We start from the raw sequence: 18,265 nt of genomic DNA, 5'->3' as shown, positions 1-18,265 counted from the left end.
GGTCGGCTCTGGGGGCTCAGCCGACCGGTGCTCGCTGGGGGAGGCGCGAGAGCAACCGGTCCGAGACGAAGCAGCTCATCCCGAACTGGCGGGCCCTGCGCTCGGCGAAGGCGGCCAGCGCCTCGTCGTCGGCGTAGTCGAGCGCGAAGAGGTCCAGGTCGAAGCCCAGCAGCCGCTCGGCGACGCGAGCATGGCCCTCGAGCACGTCCGGCGGCCAGGGCGCATAGCCGTCACCGGCCAGCCAGCGCACCGAGAACGACTCGAAGACCACCCCGTCGACCAGCTCGGCCAGCATCGGCAGGAGCGCGAAGCCGCGGTTGGCGAGGAGGTAGGCCGTCCCGACCACCTCCCGGAGCGTGGCCACCAGGGCCAGCAGGTGGGGGATGTCCTCGGGATGGGTCCACTCCACGTTGAGCGTGTCCAGGAAGAGGCCCGCGAAGCCCGCCTCCAGGGCCTCGGCAGCCTGCTGGGTCACGTGCCGGGTCCACCGGGGGTCGTCCAGGTGCACGCGCACCCCGCCCCAGTCCGGGTCCCGGTCCCGGCGCTGCCAGGGCGCCGGCGGTCCCTCGTCCTCCGACAGGGACACGTACGCCAGTGGGTGCGTGCGTGCCCCTGTCAGAGAAGCGAGCTGCAGCGGTGAGTAGGAGCCGCGCTGCAGCACGACCCGCTGGTAGGCGGTCAGCTCGGGCACCGCACCGGTCCCGTAGTAGAACGCCAGCGGTCGCCGGGTCATGTGGGTGCGTACCTCGTGCGGTACCACGCGACCGTGCGCTCCACGCCCTCCTCGAGGGAGGTGGCCGGCTCGTAGCCGGTCAGGGACCGCAGCCTCGACAGGTCGGGGCGTCTGCGGTGGACCGAGCCCGGTGGCGCCGGACGCGGAAGGATCCGCGGGCTGACGTCCGCGACCCGGCACACCAGCTTGGCCAGGTCCCCGATGTTGGTCTCCTCGGTGTCGTCGCCGATGTGCACGACCTGCCCCACCGCCCGGTCGTCGGCCATGAGCCGGACGACCGCGTCCACGGCGTCGTCGACGAAGCAGAAGGAGCGGTACTGGTCGGCCCCGGGCACGAGGAACGGGTCCTCCCCGCCCATCGCCCGCAGCGCCATCTCCGGGACGACGTGGTCGCACCCCATGCGGGGTCCGTAGACGTTGTGGAACCGGCCCACCACGGCCCGCACACCGGTCGGAGTGGCCGCGTGCAGGAAGGCCGCCTCGCCCAGGAGCTTGCTGATCGCATAGGCGAACCGGGGGGACCGGACGTCCTCGATCATCACCGGCACGTCCTCGCCGGTCGGCACGGGCACGATCCCGGCGTCCACCCCGCCGGCGTAGACCTCGCTGGTCGAGGAGAAGAACACCCGCGGTTCACCCCGCACCCAGTCCAGGAGGTGCAGGACGCTCAGCGTGTTGACCCGCAGCACGCGGGCGGGGTCGCGCTCGACGTTGCGCACCCCGACGATCGCCGCCAGGAGGTAGGCCTGGTCCCAGCCGTGCGGCAGCGCAGCCCACGTCGCGGGCGAGGTCAGGTCCGCCGAGACGACGGTGACGGCCGGGTGGTCGCGGATGGCGGCGAGCTCCGGGTCGTCCTGCCCGCGGGAGAAGTCGTCGACGATGGTCAGGTCCGCCCCCTCGGCGAGCAGGCGGCGGGAGAGGTGGACACCGATGAAGCCCGCGCCGCCGAGCACCAGGACCCTCATGCCGGCACCGCCTGCGGCTCGGCTCCCCGACCGGCGTACCCCAGGCTCGCGTAGTGGGCGCCCGCCCCGGTGACGGCCCGCTCGTCCAGCACCCGCCACGAGTCGAAGACGAACAGGGGGTGCCGCTCGCTCCACACCGTGTCGACCTGGATGGCTCGGTAGTCGGGGTGGTCGTTGATCACCAGCACGGCGTCGGCCTCGCCGAGCGCCTTGTCCAGGCTCACCGGCTCCCCGCCGTAGGCGTGGATCACCTCGTCGGTCACGACCGGGTCGTGCCCCAGGACCGTGACGCCCGCCTCGGCGAACACCGGCATCATCGCCGCGATCGGGGTCCCGCGCATGTCGTCGGTCGCCGGCACCCCCTTGTAGGCCCAGCCCAGGACCGCCAGGCACGCGCCCGCCGCCGTCCCGCGGCGCTCGACCAGCATGTCGACCACGGTCTGGGCGACGTGTCGCGGCATGTGCTCGTTGAGCTCACGGGCCCGCCGCACCAGGAACGGCTCGTGGTCCCGGGAGCTGTCGATCATGATATAGGGGTCCTTGGTCAGGCAGCCCCCGCCGACGTAGCCCGGCTTGGCCAGGTCCGGTCGCGGGTAGTGCAGGTTCGTGGCCCGGATGACCTCCAGCGGGTCGAGGCCGTGGGCGCCCGCGATGAGCGCCAGCTCGTTGCCGAAGGCGTAGATCAGGTCCGTGTGGCAGTTGTTCGACAGCTTCACCATCTCGGCCGCCTCGAGGCTCGAGACCGGCACGATCTCCCGCGAGAGCTCGCTGAACACCTCGATGCAGGCCTGGAGGCTGCGCTCGTCCAGCCCACCGACCACCTGCGGCAGCTCCACCAGCTCGCGCAGGGCCTGACCCTGGATCGTGCGCTCCGGCGCCATCGCGAGGCGGGCGGTGGGCCAGGCCTCGAGCAGCGCCGGGAGCACCACGGAGCGCGACGCGCCGATGGGCACGGTGCTCCGGACGACCACCAGCGTGTCCGGGTCGCACCAGCGGGCGATGTCGCGCGCTGCGGCGGCGAGGTTGGCCAGGTTGGGCTCCTGGGTCGCCTCGTCCACCGGTGTGGACACCGAGATGATGACCGCGTCCAGGCCGGTGCGGGGCAGCTGGGTGCTGATCAGGATCCGCGACCCGACCAGCTCCCGGAACACCTCCTCCAGGCCGGGCTCGAAGATGTGCGGCCGCCCCTGCGACAGCGCGTCCACGACGGACTGCTGCACGTCGACGCCGTGGACGGTGTGGCCGGCCTCGGCCAGGGCGGCGGTCAGGGTCAGGCCGACGTAGCCCATGCCGACGATGCCGATGTTCTTGCTCATCAGGATCTTCCCCCAAGTGGGATCGAGGTGGCCGCCGCCGGTCGGCGGGGCACGGTGGGTGCGTCCATCCCAGGACGCCGGTCGACGGGCGCGACGTCGCGCCAGATGCAGGTCAGCGAGTCCCGCAGCGCGTGCTGCGGCTGCCAGCCGAGGTCCTCCCGGGCGCGACCGATGTCGGCCTGGATCCAGTCCACGCCGGCCGAGCGGCCGGGCAGCGAGGGTGCCTCCCGGACCTCCCCGGTGTAGCCGGCCACCTGGGCCAGCAGGCTCACCGCGTCGCGCACGCTCGTGGCACGCCCGCCGGCGACGTTGTACGTCGGCCGGGTCGAGGGCGCGAACGTCGCCGCGACGACGGCCGAGGCGACGTCGCGGGCGTCGACGAAGTCACGGAAGGCACCGAGCGGGCCGAGGCGGACGTGGTGCCGCGCTCCGCGCAGGACCTCCCGCATCTGCGTGGCCGCGCTGCCCAGGACGGTGCTGCCGTTCAGGCCGGTCCCGATGGGGTTGAACACCCGCAGGGTGAGGGCGTCGACCCGGCCGGTGCGGTGCGCCTGCTCCACCAGGCGGGTCGCCTCGAGGTGGGAGGCACCGTAGGGCCCGACCGGCGCGGCCGGGGCGTCCTCGGCGACCGGGACCCCGACCGGCACCACGCCGTACTCCCCGGCCGAGCCGATCCGCACCAGGCGCGCACGGCTCCGCTCCATCACCGCGAGCAGCTTGGCGGTGACCGCGGTGTTGGCCTCGGCGAGGTGCTCCGCGCTGCCGTCGAGGCGGCCCGTGCAGTTGACGACCACGTCCGGGTCGAACCCCGCCAGCACCTCCTGGAGCTTGCCCGGCGCGGCGGTCATCACGTCGCAGCTGTTCCGCGGGGGGCTCAGCACCCGGGTGATCCGGGGGTCTGCTGCGAGCGCCGCGACCACGTGCCGCCCGAGGAAGCCCGACCCCCCGAGCACGAGTGCGGTCGTCATGCCGTCGCCTGCTCGACGGGGTCCGGGACCTCGCGGCGGACCTGGCGCGGCACCTCCGCCGCGACCTGGGCCGGGACCTCCTGCGCCGCTGCCCGTCGGGCCGGGAGCAGCCTCTCGAGCAGCCCGTCGCAGGTGCGGTTGGCCTCGTCGTAGTCCTCCGGTCGGCCGATGTCGGACCAGTAGCCGTCCAGCCGGTAGTTGGCCGGGTAACGGCCCTCGGCGATGAGGTCGAGGATGAGCTGGTCGAAGCCGTAGGCGAGGCCGGCCGGGTAGGGCTCGATCGTGGAACGGGACATCCCGTAGATCCCGGTGCTGACCGAGTAGACCATCGACGGCTTCTCCGCGAAGCCGCGGATCTGCTGCTCCTGCACGTCCAGGACGCCGAAGTCGATCCTGGCCGTGGTCGGCACCGTGGCGACCGTGAGCGGCGCACCCGACGCGACGTGGCGTCGCATCAGGTCGCCGAAGTCCAGGTCGGTGAGCAGGTCGCCGTTCATCACCAAGAAGTGCTCGGGCAGGTCCGGGATGCCGAACAGCGGGCCGCACGTCGACAGCGGGTGCGTCTCCTCGACGTAGTCGATCTCCAGTCCCCAGGACGACCCGTCGCCGACGTAGGCCCGGATGAGCCGGCCCAGGTGGTTGATCGCCAGCGTGGCCGAGCGGAACCCGTGCTGCGCCAGCTGCTCGAGGATGATGTCGAGGATCACGTGGTGGTCCCCGATCGGGACCAGCGGCTTGGGCAACGAGGTGGTGTAGGGACGCAGGCGGACACCTTTGCCCCCAGCGAGGACGACGGCGTGCATCGGGTTCTCCCTCTCTGACGTGGTGGTCATGCGTGGGCCCTCGGGTCGGTCACGGCCGGCACGAGTCGGGACAGCGAGACCACCAGCAGCAGCAGGGCGGTCCCGGCGAAGGCGGAGGTGTCGGCGAGCCCGTGACGGGCCGCCGGCACGAGAGCGGCGACGAGGACGTGCACCGCCAGGGCGAGGCCGACCGACGCGATGAGGGGCCCGAGCATGCCCATCCCGATCAGCAGGAAGCTCACGTAGTAGGCGGCGGCGAGGAAGGCACCGGCCACCGTCATCGCGACGCCCGCGGGGGTCAGCAGACCCTGGGAGTCCAGGGCGACGAGGAGGACGGAGCCGAGCACCAGCACGCCGACCACGCACGCCACGACGTCGCCGATCACGAGCCGGAGCACCCGTCCGGCGAGCTCGGACGGATAGCTCACCACGCCGAGGAGCGCGTGCGCCCGGGCACGGAAGCGGTGCGCGAGGAGCTCCACGAGACCCATCCCGACGATGAGCGGCAGCAGGCCGGCCGAGACCTGGAGCGACCCCCCGAGGTAGCGGGACTGCGCGTGGAGCAGGTAGGCGGCCGAGAGCGCGGTGTGGAGCGCGACGAGGCCGACCTGACCGGGCGCCGTGCGGACCGAGTCCCGGGCCTCGGCCGCTGCCCGGAGCATCCCCGCGAGGCTCGTGCGTGGGGCGATCCCGTGCAGGTCGTCCAGCGAGAGGACGAGCACCGCGACGACGGACACGGTCCCGACGGCGACCGCCAGGACGGCCGACGCGTCGGCCCGCGGCAGCGCGAGGTAGGTGAGGCCGGCGAGCACGGCCGGGAGCATCGCGAGGAGCAGGTGTCGCTCGCGGTGGTGGAACATCAGGAGCGTGGCGCCCATCTGGTAGGCCATCTGCCCGCAGGCCACGGCGACGAGCCCAGGTCCCCCACCACTGGTCAGCGTCACGACCACCGCGCCGCCGGCCGCGAGCGGGAGCCCGGTGAGGGCGGACAGCTGCAGCAGGCGTGCCGCGTCGGTGTCGCGGTGCAGGCCGAGCAGCCGGTAGGCCAGCCACGTCGAGACCCCTGCCCAGACCCACGCGAGCCCGGCTCCCACGACGAGGCCGGTGACCAGTCGGTGCGAGCCCAGCAGCGCGAGCACCGGCGGGAAGAGCGTCGCCGGGAGGAGGTAGAGCGGACCGTGGGCGAGGAGCCGCGGACCGTGCCGGTCGACGCCCCGCAGGTCTCCGAAGGCCTGGACGGTCGGTGCCCTCCGGCTCGTCTCCGCGCCGGGCAGGCAGCGTCGGCGCACCTTGACGGCCAGCCGGAAGACGTCGCTGCAGCCGTAGACGTCGCGGGCGACCTCGTCGGTGATGCCGTCGGCTTCGAGGAGCGCGGCGACCTGGAGCGCGTCCACGGTCTGCGCGATGACGGGACCGACCCGCTCCTCGAGGGACTGCATCGCGGCGACCACGCCGGCCGAGGGCGTGTCGAGACGGCTCATCGCTCACCCACCCCCGGTCCGGCGACGAGGCTGGCGTCGAGCGCGGTCCACTCGAGGCCGTCGGCCCCGGGAGGCGGACCCTCCTGGGGGGCCACCCCGGTCAGGTGGTCGTAGAGGCGCGAGTAGGCGGCGAGGGAGTGGTCCAGCGTGAAGTGCTCGAGGATGCGTGCCCGTGCGCCCGCGGCGAGCGACCGCCGCAGCTCGTGGTCGCGGAGCAGCCGCAGGCAGGCGGCGGCGAAGGCGGCGCTGTCGCGCGGCGGCACGACGAGGCCGCAGGCGCCCACCGCCTCCTTGACGCCACCGACGTCGGTGCAGACGACGGTGCGCGCGCAGGCCATCGCCTCGACCACCGTGTAGGGGAAGCCCTCCGAGATGCTGCTCAGGGCGACGACGCTCCCGGCGTGGTAGGCCTCGACCGGTGAGTCGACCCGGCCCTCGAACACGACGCAGTCCTCCAGCCCGAGCGTGTGGACCAGCTTCACGCAGCTGTCGCGGTAGTCCCGGCTCTCCGCCGCGGTGCCGCCGTAGATGCGCAGCACTGCCTCGGGCATCTCGGCGTGCACGATCTCGAAGGCGCGGACCAGCGTGTGCAGGTCCTTCAGCGGGTCGATGCGCCCCATGAAGACGACGGTCGGGACGTGCGGCTCACCCACGGCCTCGGGGAAGTGCGCGGGGGACACACCGTTGTACATCGTCCACATGCGCTCGGGGCGCGCGCCGTTCTCCAGCTGCCAGCGGCGGTTGTAGCTCGAGTGCGGCGCGAGTGCGTCGGCGACGAGGTAGCCGGCCCCGGCCAGCAGGCGGAAGAAGCTGAGGACCAGCACCTTCACCGCGTGGGGTGCGTCCTCCTCGACGTAGGACAGGTAGCGCTCCCGAAGGTAGATGCCGTGCTCGGACATCAGCACCGGCGTCCCGTAGGTCCACTTGGCCGCCATGGCGACCAACATCGACAGGCCGTTCATCGAGCAGTGCACGAGGTCGGCGTGGACCGCGTCCGCGAAGAGGGGGCGCAGCATGTGCTCCAGCAGCAGCGCCACCTGCAGCGCGTCGCCGAGGCTCAGCCCGTCGCCGTACAGGCTGTTCCACTCGTCCATCAGCACGGTCAGCGCGGCGGGCGAGGTCAGGGCGTCGGCGACGTCCTGGCGTTGCGCCAGGTCGTGCAGCGCCTCCAGGGCGACGAGGAACGCCGTGCGGTCCTTCGACGCCTGCTCGGACCGCGTCGCGACCGGGGCCATCATCGAGGCCACCAGCACCGAGAACGGGAAGACGAACTCCTCGCCCACCTCCGCGCCGGGCCGGAACCGGTGGGGGCCCCACAGCGGGATGGTGCGCACCCCGACCAGGTTGGGCGGGGCCTCCCACATCGGCTCCTCGGTGCCGTCGACCGTGAGCGCGACGACTCCCCAGGAGTGCTGGGGCATCCCGCGGATCAGCTGGTCGAACCAGACGCTGACACCGCCCATGGCGAAGGGGTAGGTGCCTTCCGAGACGAGGGCGATCCTCACGGCAGCGGGCTCGCGGGGACGACGAGGGCGGTGTTGCGCTTGAGGGTGAGCGCCGACGAGACGTCGCTGCCGTACGTGGTGGCGCCACCTGCCCTGGCACCACTGACGGTCGCCTTGCCGGCCTTGGGGGTGAGCACGGTGATGTTGTTGTTGACCGGGTCGTAGACCGCGCCGACGCCCTGCTGCAGCTCGTCGAAGTGCTTGTTGCGGTCCGCGACGTAGGACGCGAGCTCGGGCCACGTGGGGTTCAGCAGCGGCACGGAGTACAGCGCGGTGTACTTCGCGGCGACGGCCCTGATCCAGTCGAAGGCCAGGGTGCTGCCCGAGCCGTAGTCCCGCAGGTTGCCGATGTGCATCGTGTGCGTGTAGATCGACCCCTCGGTCAGCTGCAGCAGCGCCTGGTCGGACTCGTGGTCGATCGCCTGCTGGTAGGTCTGGTCGGCCGGGAAGAACGGGAACTTCCCGCCAGGTCCGTAGAACCAGTTGTAGAACGAGGTCTCCTCGTCGGGCGTGGTGGCGAAGTAGGCGATGTTCGTCGGCCAGTCGGGCACGACCATGATCGACGGCTCCATCGGGTGCACCACGCCGCAGTTGAAGCACGCCGGCCGGTGGGACGCGAACGACATGTTGCCGTGCACGTACTTGACACCGGCGGCCTTGGCCGCGGCCAGGAGGTCGGGGTTGGACGCCATCAGCCCGTGGTCGATCGGCGGGTCGATGTCGTTGTCCGGGTCCGGGTTGTAGACGCCGAGCCCGGAGTACTCACCCGTCTTGAGCACCGCCTTGGGCGCGTTGAGGCCGAGGTCCTTGCCGACGGTGAGGTTCTGGGTGATCTCGGAGTAGCTCGTGGCGTAGTCGGTGAAGTTCATCTTCGGGTGCGTGAAGGTGTGGTTGAGCCACTGGAACTCGCCCTTGAGGCACCGAGAGGTCGCGGTGAGCCGGTTGATCCCTCCGTTGGGCCAGCAGGTCTTCCCGGCCGAGGTGTCGGCGTCGCCGGCGTTGTAGGCGAGGTTGAGCTGGAAGCCGCTCAGCTGCGGGAACGACGCGATCAGTGCCTTCTGCTGCTGGCTCGCGTTGTAGGCGTCGTGCCCGGACATGCTGAACCCGGGGTCGGAATTGATCGTCGCGTCGGGGTAGCGCTCGTCCGTGGAGTTGAACCAGTCGTCGACGTCCACCTCGAGGTAGTGCCGCTGCTCGCCGAAGTACATCCCCCGGCTGGCCCAGCGGAACAGGCCGAAGGCGAGCAGCCTGGCCTGGAGCAGGTACTGGTTGGAGGTGAAGGTCAGCGCCATCCGGTCGCGGCCGTCCGTCGAGACCGACCTGACCCCCAGCACGTCACCGTTGTCGGCCGTCAGGACCGGCTGGGCGTCGCACCCGTCGGCGATCGCGTCGCGGTAGACGTAGGACTCGGTGATCGGGACCTGGGCGGTCGGCTTGAGGAAGCTCATCAGCGGCGCGCCGGCACCGGTGAGCCCCGCGGTGATCGTCGAGCTGCCGGTCCCGCCCTCCGACACCGGCGTCAGGCAGTAGTCCTCCGGCCACGAGCCGTAGCTGGCGTAGAGCGTCGCCTGCCGCACCCCGAAGTCCCGCTCGTAGGCCCACAGGAGGTTCCACTCGTCGGCGGACAGCGCGCTCACGAACGCCCCCGAGTCGTCGACGTAGGCCTGCATGGCGTCGGTCAGCAGCACGGCGTTGTAGCGGCCCGTCCCGTCGGGACGCACCAGGGAGGAGGCGGTGAGGTCCTGCGACCGGGTGTGGACGACGTCGTACGACGCCCCGAGGCGGTCCAGCGTGGAGGTCCAGGCCGGCAGCTCGAGGTCGTCGTCGGACTGCGCGAGCACGAGCGCCCTCAGCGCGACCTTCCTGGTCGAGGTCGCCACGGTGTTCGTGGTGCCTGCCGTGCTCGTCGTCGACGCAGTGGTGGACGTGGTGGAGGTGGTGGACGTGGTGGACGGGGCCTTGGTGGCGGTCCTCGTGGTCGTCGACGCCTTCGCCGTGCCGCCGACGACGGTGAGCCCGCTGGTCACCGGGACGCTTCCGCCCCGCACCGGCAGGGGTCCTGCCGGCGCGACGTCCGGCGACACCGGTGCGGGATAGCCGGGGGCCGGACCCGCGGGCGCGACCGCGGTCTCGGCCGACGCACCGGAGCCGAGCGTGGCCGCGACGAGGGCCGCCGCACCGAGGACGGCGGCGGTCCGCCGACCGTGACGTAGGGGCAGGGCGAAGCTGCTCATGCGAGCCTCCGGAGGGGATGGGCCGGGGTGGCGGGGACGCGGTGAGGGGAGGGGGCGGCACAGCGGGGATCAGGCGGCAGAAGCCTCGGAATCCCTTGCGTGCTTGGAAGAAGTGCGCCCACGGCTTGCTCCCCGTCTGCAGACGCTGAGCGTCTGCCTCAACTGCTTCGACAGTGGCGCGGGGTCTGGGCGCTGAGTCATGTGTAGGTCAGTCGGGCGGGCGACGTGAGTGCCATTGGGCACGAAGGCAAAGGGACCCACGTCCGGGCCGGGTCACGCCCGAGAACGGACCCAGCGCCCCTCGCAACCACACCTGCCCGAGCCACGGAAGCCGCGCACCGCCAGACGTGCCGTCGAGGCATGCCTGCCGCGGAAACGGCTCGCGCCGACCCGTGTGAGTGAGGACACATCGGGTAAAGGGCACATACGTCGAGGGAGAGAAGGGGTGTTCCATGTCCGCCTCCGCAGAAGTGCAGGAGAAGCCGGTCAAGAGCATGATTCCGGCCCGCATGCACGACATGCCGTGGTCGCGTTTCCACTGGATGGTGATCTTCGGGCTCGGGACCGCGTGGATCCTGGACGGCCTGGAGATCCAGATCGTCGCCGCGGGTGGGTTCGAGAAGACCCTCCACATGAGCTCGGCCGACGTCGGGCTCGCCGGCACGGTCTACCTCGCGGGCGAGGTCGTGGGAGCACTGCTGTTCGGCCGCCTCACCGACACCCTCGGTCGCAAGAAGATGTTCACCCTGACGCTGGTCGTCTACCTCGTGGGCGCCGCGCTCGCCGGTCTGGCCCCCAACATGTGGGTGTTCCTGCTCTTCCGCTTCATCTCCGGCATGGGCATCGGCGGTGAGTACTCCGCGGTCAACTCCGCCATCGACGAGCTGATCCCGGGCAAGCACCGAGGACGCGTCGACCTCGCGATCAACGGGACCTACTGGGCCGGTGCCGCCCTCGGTGCCGTGGCCAGCTCGATCCTCCTGGACACCGACCGATTCGGCCAGGACATCGGCTGGCGCATCGCGTTCTTCATCGGCCCGATCCTGGGCCTGGGGATCATCTACCTGCGCCGCCACATCCCCGAGAGCCCGCGCTGGATGGTCACCCACGGCCACGCCGACGAGGCCGAGGAGATCGTGGAGGGGATCGAGCAGCAGGTGCGGGACTCGGGCAACAAGCTCCCCGACCACCCCGACTCGGACGCCAAGTGGATCAAGGCCGGTTCGGGTCTGACCCCCAAGCAGCTGGTCTACGTCTTCTTCAAGCTCTACCCGACCCGGACCGTCCTGGGTGCCACCTTGATGATCACCCAGAGCTTCCTCTACAACGCGATCTTCTTCACCTACGCACTGGTGCTGAAGAACTTCTACGACCTCAGCTCGTCGACCGCGGCGCTCTACTTCTTCCCCTTCGCCGTCGGCAACCTGCTCGGGCCGCTGCTGCTCGGACCGCTGTTCGACACCGTCGGCCGGCGCAAGATGATCGGCGGCTGCTACGCGATCAGCGGCATCGTGCTGGGCATCTCGGCGTTCTTCTTCATGGCCGACTCGCTCAACCCCTACACGCACACCGCGTTCTGGTGCGTCTCGTTCTTCTTCGCCTCGGCGGGGGCGTCGGCCGGCTACCTCACCGTCTCGGAGATCTTCCCCCAGGAGGTCCGCGGTCAGGCGATCTCCTACTTCTTCGCGATCGCGCAGTGCTTCGGCGCCCTCGGTCCGGTCCTCTACGGCGCACTCATCGGGGACGGCACGGACCGCACGCCGATGTTCTGGGGCTACCTCGGGGCGACGGCCGTCATGCTCCTCGGTGCCCTGACGGCCGCGGTGTGGGGCGTCGACGCCGAGGGCAAGTCCCTGGAGGAGATCGCCCCGCCGCTGACCGAGCACGACGAGGAGGGCAACCAGATCACCCACCTGCCGGTCTGAGCAGGACCGACAGCCACCGAACGACGAGAGCATGGGAGCGTCATGAACGAGCAGGAGAGGCCCTACACCGTCGTCGTCGGTGTGAGCGCCACGTCGAAGTCACCGACCGCGCTGAGGTGGGGGCAGTCGCTGGCCCGGTCCAACGGCGGTCGGCTGGTCGCCGTCCGCGTCCACCCGGGACCCTCGACCGAGGTGGCGTCCGGACCGCCGTCCCCGGCCGCCCAGGCAGCCGAGCACTCGAGGGAGGAGCAGCGGGCCGCCCTGGCCCGCGACGTGGCCGAGGTGCTGGGCGAGGACCACGGTGCGGAGACCATCGTGATCCACGGCAGCAAGCGCCGCGGCCTGATCAACGCCTCTCACGACGCCGACGTGCTGGTGATCGACGCGCCGCGGGCGCCGTCGATGTCGCCGCTGCTGGCCCAGCGGATCGTCTACGCCGCCATGTGCCCCGTCGTGGTGATGCCGCCGGCGATCTCCGGTCTCCCCGAGTCCTCCCTCACCCGGTCGGCTCGCGCCGTCGGTCGCGCCGCCCTGCGCTCGGCCGGCACGAGCGGACGCGCCGGCTTCCGGCCGCCGTACGACCCGGACCGCGACTGAGCGACTCCGGTCGCCTCCGAGGCCCAGGAAGCACCGAGGGCCGTCCGTCCTCGTCGGACGGACGGCCCTCGGGCTGTCTGCTGGTGCGCGAGGGGGGAGTTGAACTCAACTTTCAGCGGTGACATTGGGGTCCGACGCGGGCGGGCTGAGCGTGCGATACCCGAGGTCCCCGCTCGACGAGCGCCGCCGGAGACTCCATGCACGTCAGAGTCAGTATCGCTCTGAGTATCAGCAGCACCTTCCACAGGCTCGGTTTTCCACCGCGACGCCGAGACGAGTTGCTGACTGGCGACTCGCGAGGTCAACCTCAGAGGGTCGGCTACTTCAGCGCGGAGGATCGGTCCACGCGACGTCGAGCCGGTGCACGTTGCGCTTGGGTTGATCGGCAGCGTCATGGGCGGCAAGGGCTGCCAAGGCCTCTTTCACCCCGGGCTCATTGGCGTACCGACCGAGGTAGTCCAGCACGACGTCCCGAGCCAACGTTGAAGCGTATGTCCGCCGCACGAAGGCAAGCGCTTCGAGCTGATCCCGGGCATCCGGACTCAGCCGAATGTTGAGCTGGCGGCTTGTCATGTCGGGTTCTGTCGGTCCTAACGAGTAGCGTGCTACTCACTACTCTGACACGGATCTCGGCCTCCCCGCAGGCCCTCGACCAACTGCCCGAGAGGAGGGCCAATGACTGCGGAGCTCGCACTCTTCGAGGTGGACGCGGCCACGCCGGTTGTCGGAGGCATCCGACCGCAGTCAGATAGGCGACTCTTAGGCGCTGTCTACACGCCGGATCTACTCGCGCGCTGGGTCGCCTCGCTATTGCGCAGCCACTCGCGTCGCCCGATCCGGCGTGTACTCGACCCCGCTTGCGGAGACGGCGCATTACTCGGCGCAGTCAGCGCCGAAGTGCCTGAGCTGGAGTCTGTCGTAGGCATCGATCTCTCGGCTGCCGCGACCAACGAGGTCAAGGTCCGTTGGGGGGAGCGCGCGACGACACTCGTTGCTGATTCCCTGCGGTTGACAGCCCCCGCGGTCAGCGACGCGGACGCCGCGATTATGAATCCGCCCTGGGGGGCGGAACTCGACATCTCTCGTGCCGAACTGCGGGAACTCGGCTACGAGCTCGCCAACGGGCAGTACGACAGTTGGGACCTCTTCGTTGAGTGGAGCGTCAAGGCACTGCCGGTCGGCACTACGGTCGCGGCAATCCTGCCCGATGCGATCTTCCTTCCCGAGCACGAGGCAGCTCGCCGTCTTCTGCTCACCCGCACGCGGTTGCATTCAGTCGCCCGACTAGGTGAGGGGTGGTTCGAAGGTGTCTTCCGCGGCGTCGCCGTGATTGTCTTCACGACAGGCGAGGTCACTGACGGAACGATCCAGTGCATTCGCCTTCCGTACCACGCCCGCCGACGCATTCGCGACGGAAGCGTCACCTTGGCAGAAGAGGTCACACGGATCGAAACGGTGTGCGAGCAGCGGGAGTGGGCCGCGGATCCCGCAGCGAACTTCCTGCCGGCGGGCTCCGCGGAAGCAGCTCGAAGCATCCGCCACATCGAGTCGCGTGGGGGAAAATGGACCTCCTGGGTCACAGCCGGCCGCGGCGTTGAAATGGGCAAGTCTGGAGCCTTAGTCCGATGCGGGGCGTGCGGCATTCACCGCCAGCCTCCCCGAGCCGGAGACCCCATGTGCACTGCATGCGGCAATACGTTTTCCTGGGAGGTCGTGACGGCCGCTTCACTTCAGGATCCCGCAGACCCCGCAGGATGGGTGCCTCTGATCGTCGGCGAGGACGTGCGTCGCTACGACGCATCGCCTTCACGCTGGCTGCGCATCGGACTTGACGGAGTGCAGTACAAGGACGAGTCGCTCTACGCAGGTGACAAGCTGCTCGTTCGCAAGACCGGCCTTGGACTCAACGCGTCGCTTGACACCTCCGGCAGTTACACCACGCAGGTCGTCTTTCACTACACGCCGAAGCCCCACGCCCCAGAGTTTGTGCTGGACTACTTGGAGGGCATGTTGTGCTCGCGTGTCCTGCTCGCAGTCCACCTTTCGCGAACCGGCGAAACGGAGTGGCGGTCCCACCCATACGTCACACCAAAGGTCTTGTCGACTCTCCCCATCCCAACTCCGAAGCCTGACACGCCCGACTGGCTCCAGGCCCAGGCAATCGCGCGTGCGGCGCGCAACGTACGCTCAGCACCCATGGAAGGCCGTGCAGAAGCCGAGTCCGCAGTAGACCGGCTAGTGGCCGGCCTGTATGGACTGGACTCAGAAGGGTGTGCCTGGGTCGACTCCGTTCTCTCTGGCACTCAGTCGCTGCAGGCCTTCGCGCATCTTCGGACCGAGGCTGCTGGTCGCCTGCAGGCCGAGAGAGCTGCCTGATGTCATACCGCTACATCGGCAACAAGACTCGCATCGCCGATGTAATCCTCGGCGTGGTGGCGGACTACCTGCCCCCCCAAGCCGTCGTCGCGGACCCGATGTGCGGAACCGCCTCCATGTCAGCGGCTCTCCGCCAGCGCGGATACCGAGTTGTGGCTAGCGATCTCCTCACCTTCGCAGTCCATCACGCACGGGTCCGATTGCAGCTTGATGCGGCTCCGTCCTTCGATGGCCTCGGGATGAACTACGCCGGAGTCCTCGCGAGCCTGAACGCTCTTGAACCGACTGAGGGTCTGTTCTGGCGGGAGTACAGCCCCGACGGAACGCCCGCTGCCGGGTGTGCCGCCCGCAAGTACTTCAGCTCAACAAACGCTGCACGAATCGACGCGATCCGCGAGCAACTCCGAGCTTGGCAGCCGAGGTTGTCAGATGTCGAGTCGTCGTTGTTGCACCACGACCTCGTGCTCGCGGCGAACCGTGTTGCGAACATCGCGGGCACGTACGGTCACTACCGCTCGACCTGGTCTTCCAGCGCCCTCCGCGAAATCACACTGCGCCCGACTGGCTTCGAGCAAGGGCCTACCGAGGACCACATCGTCCTTCAAGGTGCTGTCGAGGAGATTGCGAGCGAGATCAGCGCGGACGCTTGCTACCTGGATCCGCCGTACATGAAGCGCCAGTACGCCGCCAACTACCACATCCTGGAGACGTTGGCCCGAGGTGACGACCCTGAGGCCATCGGCGTTAGCGGACTCCGTGACTGGTGGGATCAGTACTCGGATTTCTGCAGCAAGCGGAACATTGCGGATGCCTTCGCCGCGACGTTCAACAAGATGGACTGCTCACTGTTCTTCGTGAGTTACAGCGAGGACGGCCTGCTTGACGTGGGCACCATGACCGGCCTCTTCTCAGAGTTCGGCGAGGTGAAGCGTTTCGACTTCCCGCATCAGCGATTCAAGTCGAACCGAGGTGGCGTAGGCGGCACGGTCACCGAGTACCTCTACATGATCCGAACGGACTGAGCGGGCTTACACCAGCCGGTAGCCGTAGCCGGTCGGCGTCAGCTCCCCATCGCCATCGATGGCCCAGGGGTCCATGACTCGCAAGACACCGCCCGATGCCACAACCGAGCCGTCGCTCTGGGCCGTGAGAGTGATGCCGGAAACAATCATGAGCGCGACGTTGGCATTGTCGCGAGCATGCGCGACCTCACCAGGAGTGAGAAGCACGGCGGACCCATCACCAGTCGTGCCCTTCACCTCAACACGTTTCTCTGCGCCCCTGCGTGTGCAGTGGAGGTCGTACGGCCGGTAGAGCCCCACGTCCTCCACCTTCCACTTGTCTGCCTTCAGCGCAGCGGTTGCGACTTCGACTGCCCGCCTCTCGATAGCCTGACGCTCGGCAGCACTGGCTCGTAGTCCCTGGCCGCTTGCTCGGCGACCCGACGCTCGCTTGGTGGCATCGAGGGCCTCGAGGATTTCGGGCGACTCTCTTGCCAGCTCTTGGTCCGGGTTGGCGTCGCCCGCGAGGTCAGCCAACGTGATTCCACGTCCGCCGAGATCGATGACACCAGCCGAATTCCCTTCGTCATATGGCTCGAATAGCGGGCGAAGAGCAGTCACGGACGCTAGCGCCGGAGGGACGGAACCGGAGTTGAAGTAGCCAGCCGCATACGAGCCGTCGTCAAGCTTCGCCACCCACACCTTCAGGTAGGTGAGGTCCGGCATGCGGGGATCCTGGGACGACGAAACCTCGTCGTGCGCCTGCGGGAAGCCATATTGCGCCGTCCACGCTGGGTGCCGCAACTGATTCGGGTACTGGCGATTCTGCGTCGCGATGTAGTACCGATCGTCGGACTGCGGCGGACGGTAGCGCGCTCGGAAGGTCAGGTCCGCAGCAGCCTTCGGGTCGTAGGCGGTCACGACGGCCCTCAGTGTCTTCTCGGGCCGAGTCGTCCCTACCAACCCCGGCGGCGTGATTCCCAGGAACTTGCCTAGTTCGGCGTAGGAGAGGCCACGGAAGGAGATGCTGATGTAGGTCTGGCCACCGCCACCCGCAGGGGCGTACTTGCGCTTGCGCTCGATGTTGAAGAAGTCAGCGGCTGTGATTGCGCGCCAGAAGAGCTCGACGACGTGCGACATACGGGGAAGGCTATTGCCTCACCATGTGACCGCGTCGGCGTTCACCTGGATCTGGCACCCGTCGTCCGCCAGAGGCGGATGCAGCACCCAACGCCGCGGCGCCGCCCGTCGAATGTGCCCACACGTCTGGCACCGCGAGGTTTGGTTCCGTCCATACGGGTCATGGGCGAGTCCCCCACGGTCATTGCGCCCTCGCCAAGTGGACCGCGTCAGCCGCGACGACGAGCTGGTTGATCGGCACCTTCATGCGGCGGACTTCGTAGTAGCGCTCCATCTGCGTGAGCGCCGCAGCGAGCGCCCGGAGGAACTCGCGGAGGCCCTGGCGCTCCCACTCCCACGGGTCGGCATCCGCCTTCGAGATGAGCCAGCGGATCTCGCGGGAGAAATGGTCGCGGGTAAAGGTGATCTCGCTGCTCCGACGCGGTCGCCCGTGGTCGTTCGGGAGGTCGATCTTCTCGCGGCCGTCGCCCTTGGCTCGCCATTCGATCGCTTCCGCCAGCCCGAGGAGCGGTGCGATGAGCTCACGCCAGCCGGCCTGGTGGAGCTCGCCGTCTCGGAGCATCTGTCGCCAGCGGTAGACGGCTCGGCGGCACATCAGTGATGAGGTCAGCACTTCGGCGAGGCACTGGTCGAGGTCGTGCTCGACGTACTTCACATGCTCGACGACTTCGACGGCGATGGCGCCCCGCTTGGCGGCGCGGCGCTCCTCGTAGGCTGCTCGCCGACACCGTTGGGAGCACCACTTGGCGGGCCGGCCAGTCGTCTTGACCGGCACGGGCTCGCCGCAGCGCGGGCAGACGTTGACGTGGCGTTTGATGCGCCCTTCCCCGGTCATCGGGCTTGCCCGTGATCCGTACGGACGGAACCCGCCCTCGTTCTGCATGACGTGTATGTCGTGGCGTACGGATTCGTCGTAAGCATCACGACGCCTCACGATCGAGCCCGAGACGAAGCTGTCGGCGTGCCCATTCCGCGGGGATCCTGATCGCTGCGCAGATGTGGACGGCGGGTATCTGGCCGGCTTCGATAGCGCGACGGACGGTGCGCGCGTCGGTGAGCGTCAGCTCTGCCCACTCGGTCGTCTTGATGAAGGTGCGGGTCTCCAGCTCGGTCGGGTTCATGGATCGGCTCCTATCGGAGAACGAGGGGAACGTTGCTCCGTTGTCCGATAACGCTACGCGCGCCCCCTCTTGCTGTCTAGCGGATACCGGCGTAGATTTC

The 18,265-nt window shown here is 69.3% G+C and carries 16 protein-coding genes; 4 read left to right on the top strand and 12 right to left on the bottom strand.

The features are described 5' to 3' along the window. Positions 1-16: 16 nt before the first annotated feature. The 8 genes from J2S63_RS09785 to J2S63_RS09750 are packed head-to-tail and all read right to left on the bottom strand — an operon-like array spanning position 17 to position 10,005. On the bottom strand, positions 17-733 hold the full coding sequence (locus J2S63_RS09785) for a putative glycoside hydrolase (RefSeq protein WP_310301711.1): 717 nt from the start codon (positions 731-733) through the stop codon (positions 17-19). Further along, positions 730-1,698 carry an NAD-dependent epimerase/dehydratase family protein gene (locus J2S63_RS09780; RefSeq protein ID WP_310301710.1) on the bottom strand — a complete coding sequence of 323 codons (969 nt, stop codon included), beginning with the start codon at positions 1,696-1,698 and terminating at the stop codon, positions 730-732. The genes J2S63_RS09785 and J2S63_RS09780 overlap by 4 nt, the downstream gene beginning before the upstream one ends. Further along, positions 1,695-3,014, bottom strand: a complete 1,320-nt coding sequence (locus tag J2S63_RS09775) for a nucleotide sugar dehydrogenase (RefSeq protein ID WP_310301709.1) — start codon at positions 3,012-3,014, stop codon at positions 1,695-1,697. Before J2S63_RS09775 ends, J2S63_RS09780 begins: the two co-directional genes overlap by 4 nt. Continuing rightward, the gene (locus tag J2S63_RS09770) at positions 3,014-3,982 is read right to left on the bottom strand and encodes an NAD-dependent epimerase/dehydratase family protein (protein WP_310301708.1); all 969 of its coding nucleotides are present in this window, start codon (positions 3,980-3,982) and stop codon (positions 3,014-3,016) included. The genes J2S63_RS09775 and J2S63_RS09770 overlap by 1 nt, the downstream gene beginning before the upstream one ends. Next, complete coding sequence (locus J2S63_RS09765) at positions 3,979-4,815, bottom strand: sugar phosphate nucleotidyltransferase (protein WP_310301707.1); 837 nt, start codon at positions 4,813-4,815, stop codon at positions 3,979-3,981. Before J2S63_RS09765 ends, J2S63_RS09770 begins: the two co-directional genes overlap by 4 nt. Beyond that, the gene (locus J2S63_RS09760; protein WP_310301706.1) at positions 4,812-6,266 is read right to left on the bottom strand and encodes a hypothetical protein; all 1,455 of its coding nucleotides are present in this window, start codon (positions 6,264-6,266) and stop codon (positions 4,812-4,814) included. The genes J2S63_RS09765 and J2S63_RS09760 overlap by 4 nt, the downstream gene beginning before the upstream one ends. Then, positions 6,263-7,771 (bottom strand): GT4 family glycosyltransferase PelF, encoded by a 1,509-nt coding sequence (gene pelF / locus J2S63_RS09755; protein ID WP_310301705.1) that lies wholly within the window; start codon positions 7,769-7,771, stop codon positions 6,263-6,265. The genes J2S63_RS09760 and pelF overlap by 4 nt, the downstream gene beginning before the upstream one ends. After that, complete coding sequence (locus tag J2S63_RS09750) at positions 7,768-10,005, bottom strand: Agd3-related carbohydrate-binding protein (protein ID WP_310301704.1); 2,238 nt, start codon at positions 10,003-10,005, stop codon at positions 7,768-7,770. Before J2S63_RS09750 ends, pelF begins: the two co-directional genes overlap by 4 nt. Positions 10,006-10,457: 452 nt before the next feature. Here J2S63_RS09750 and J2S63_RS09745 point away from each other — a divergent pair, with 452 nt between their 5' ends. Together J2S63_RS09745 and J2S63_RS09740 are read left to right on the top strand one after the other, a co-directional pair. Further along, a complete protein-coding gene (locus J2S63_RS09745) occupies positions 10,458-11,930 on the top strand; it encodes an MFS transporter (RefSeq protein WP_310301703.1) in 1,473 nt (490 codons plus the stop codon). A gap of 42 nt (positions 11,931-11,972) precedes the next feature. After that, complete coding sequence (locus tag J2S63_RS09740) at positions 11,973-12,527, top strand: universal stress protein (RefSeq protein ID WP_310301702.1); 555 nt, start codon at positions 11,973-11,975, stop codon at positions 12,525-12,527. Positions 12,528-12,851: 324 nt separating this feature from the next. Here J2S63_RS09740 and J2S63_RS09735 read toward each other — a convergent pair whose 3' ends face one another. Continuing rightward, on the bottom strand, positions 12,852-13,100 hold the full coding sequence (locus J2S63_RS09735; RefSeq protein ID WP_310301701.1) for a hypothetical protein: 249 nt from the start codon (positions 13,098-13,100) through the stop codon (positions 12,852-12,854). A 102-nt stretch (positions 13,101-13,202) separates the two neighbouring features. Here J2S63_RS09735 and J2S63_RS09730 point away from each other — a divergent pair, with 102 nt between their 5' ends. Then, positions 13,203-14,903 (top strand): TaqI-like C-terminal specificity domain-containing protein, encoded by a 1,701-nt coding sequence (locus J2S63_RS09730; RefSeq protein WP_310301700.1) that lies wholly within the window; start codon positions 13,203-13,205, stop codon positions 14,901-14,903. After that, on the top strand, positions 14,903-15,925 hold the full coding sequence (locus J2S63_RS09725) for a DNA adenine methylase (protein WP_310301699.1): 1,023 nt from the start codon (positions 14,903-14,905) through the stop codon (positions 15,923-15,925). The genes J2S63_RS09730 and J2S63_RS09725 overlap by 1 nt, the downstream gene beginning before the upstream one ends. 6 nt (positions 15,926-15,931) lie before the next feature. Here J2S63_RS09725 and J2S63_RS09720 read toward each other — a convergent pair whose 3' ends face one another. From J2S63_RS09720 to J2S63_RS09710, 3 genes are all read right to left on the bottom strand, one after another. Further along, positions 15,932-17,044, bottom strand: coding sequence for a protein NO VEIN domain-containing protein (locus J2S63_RS09720; RefSeq protein WP_310301698.1), 1,113 nt, complete (start codon positions 17,042-17,044; stop codon positions 15,932-15,934). A gap of 181 nt (positions 17,045-17,225) precedes the next feature. Then, the gene (locus J2S63_RS09715) at positions 17,226-17,927 is read right to left on the bottom strand and encodes a DUF7660 family protein (protein ID WP_310301697.1); all 702 of its coding nucleotides are present in this window, start codon (positions 17,925-17,927) and stop codon (positions 17,226-17,228) included. A 37-nt stretch (positions 17,928-17,964) separates the two neighbouring features. Then, positions 17,965-18,165 carry a hypothetical protein gene (locus tag J2S63_RS09710; protein ID WP_310301696.1) on the bottom strand — a complete coding sequence of 67 codons (201 nt, stop codon included), beginning with the start codon at positions 18,163-18,165 and terminating at the stop codon, positions 17,965-17,967. Positions 18,166-18,265: the final 100 nt, after the last annotated feature.

Origin of the sequence: Nocardioides marmoribigeumensis (genome assembly GCF_031458325.1) — a bacterium.
GTDB classification, from domain to species: domain Bacteria; phylum Actinomycetota; class Actinomycetes; order Propionibacteriales; family Nocardioidaceae; genus Marmoricola_A; species Marmoricola_A marmoribigeumensis.
The sequence above is the reverse complement of the archived record's forward strand: the minus strand, read 5'-3'. Positions and strand labels throughout refer to the sequence as shown.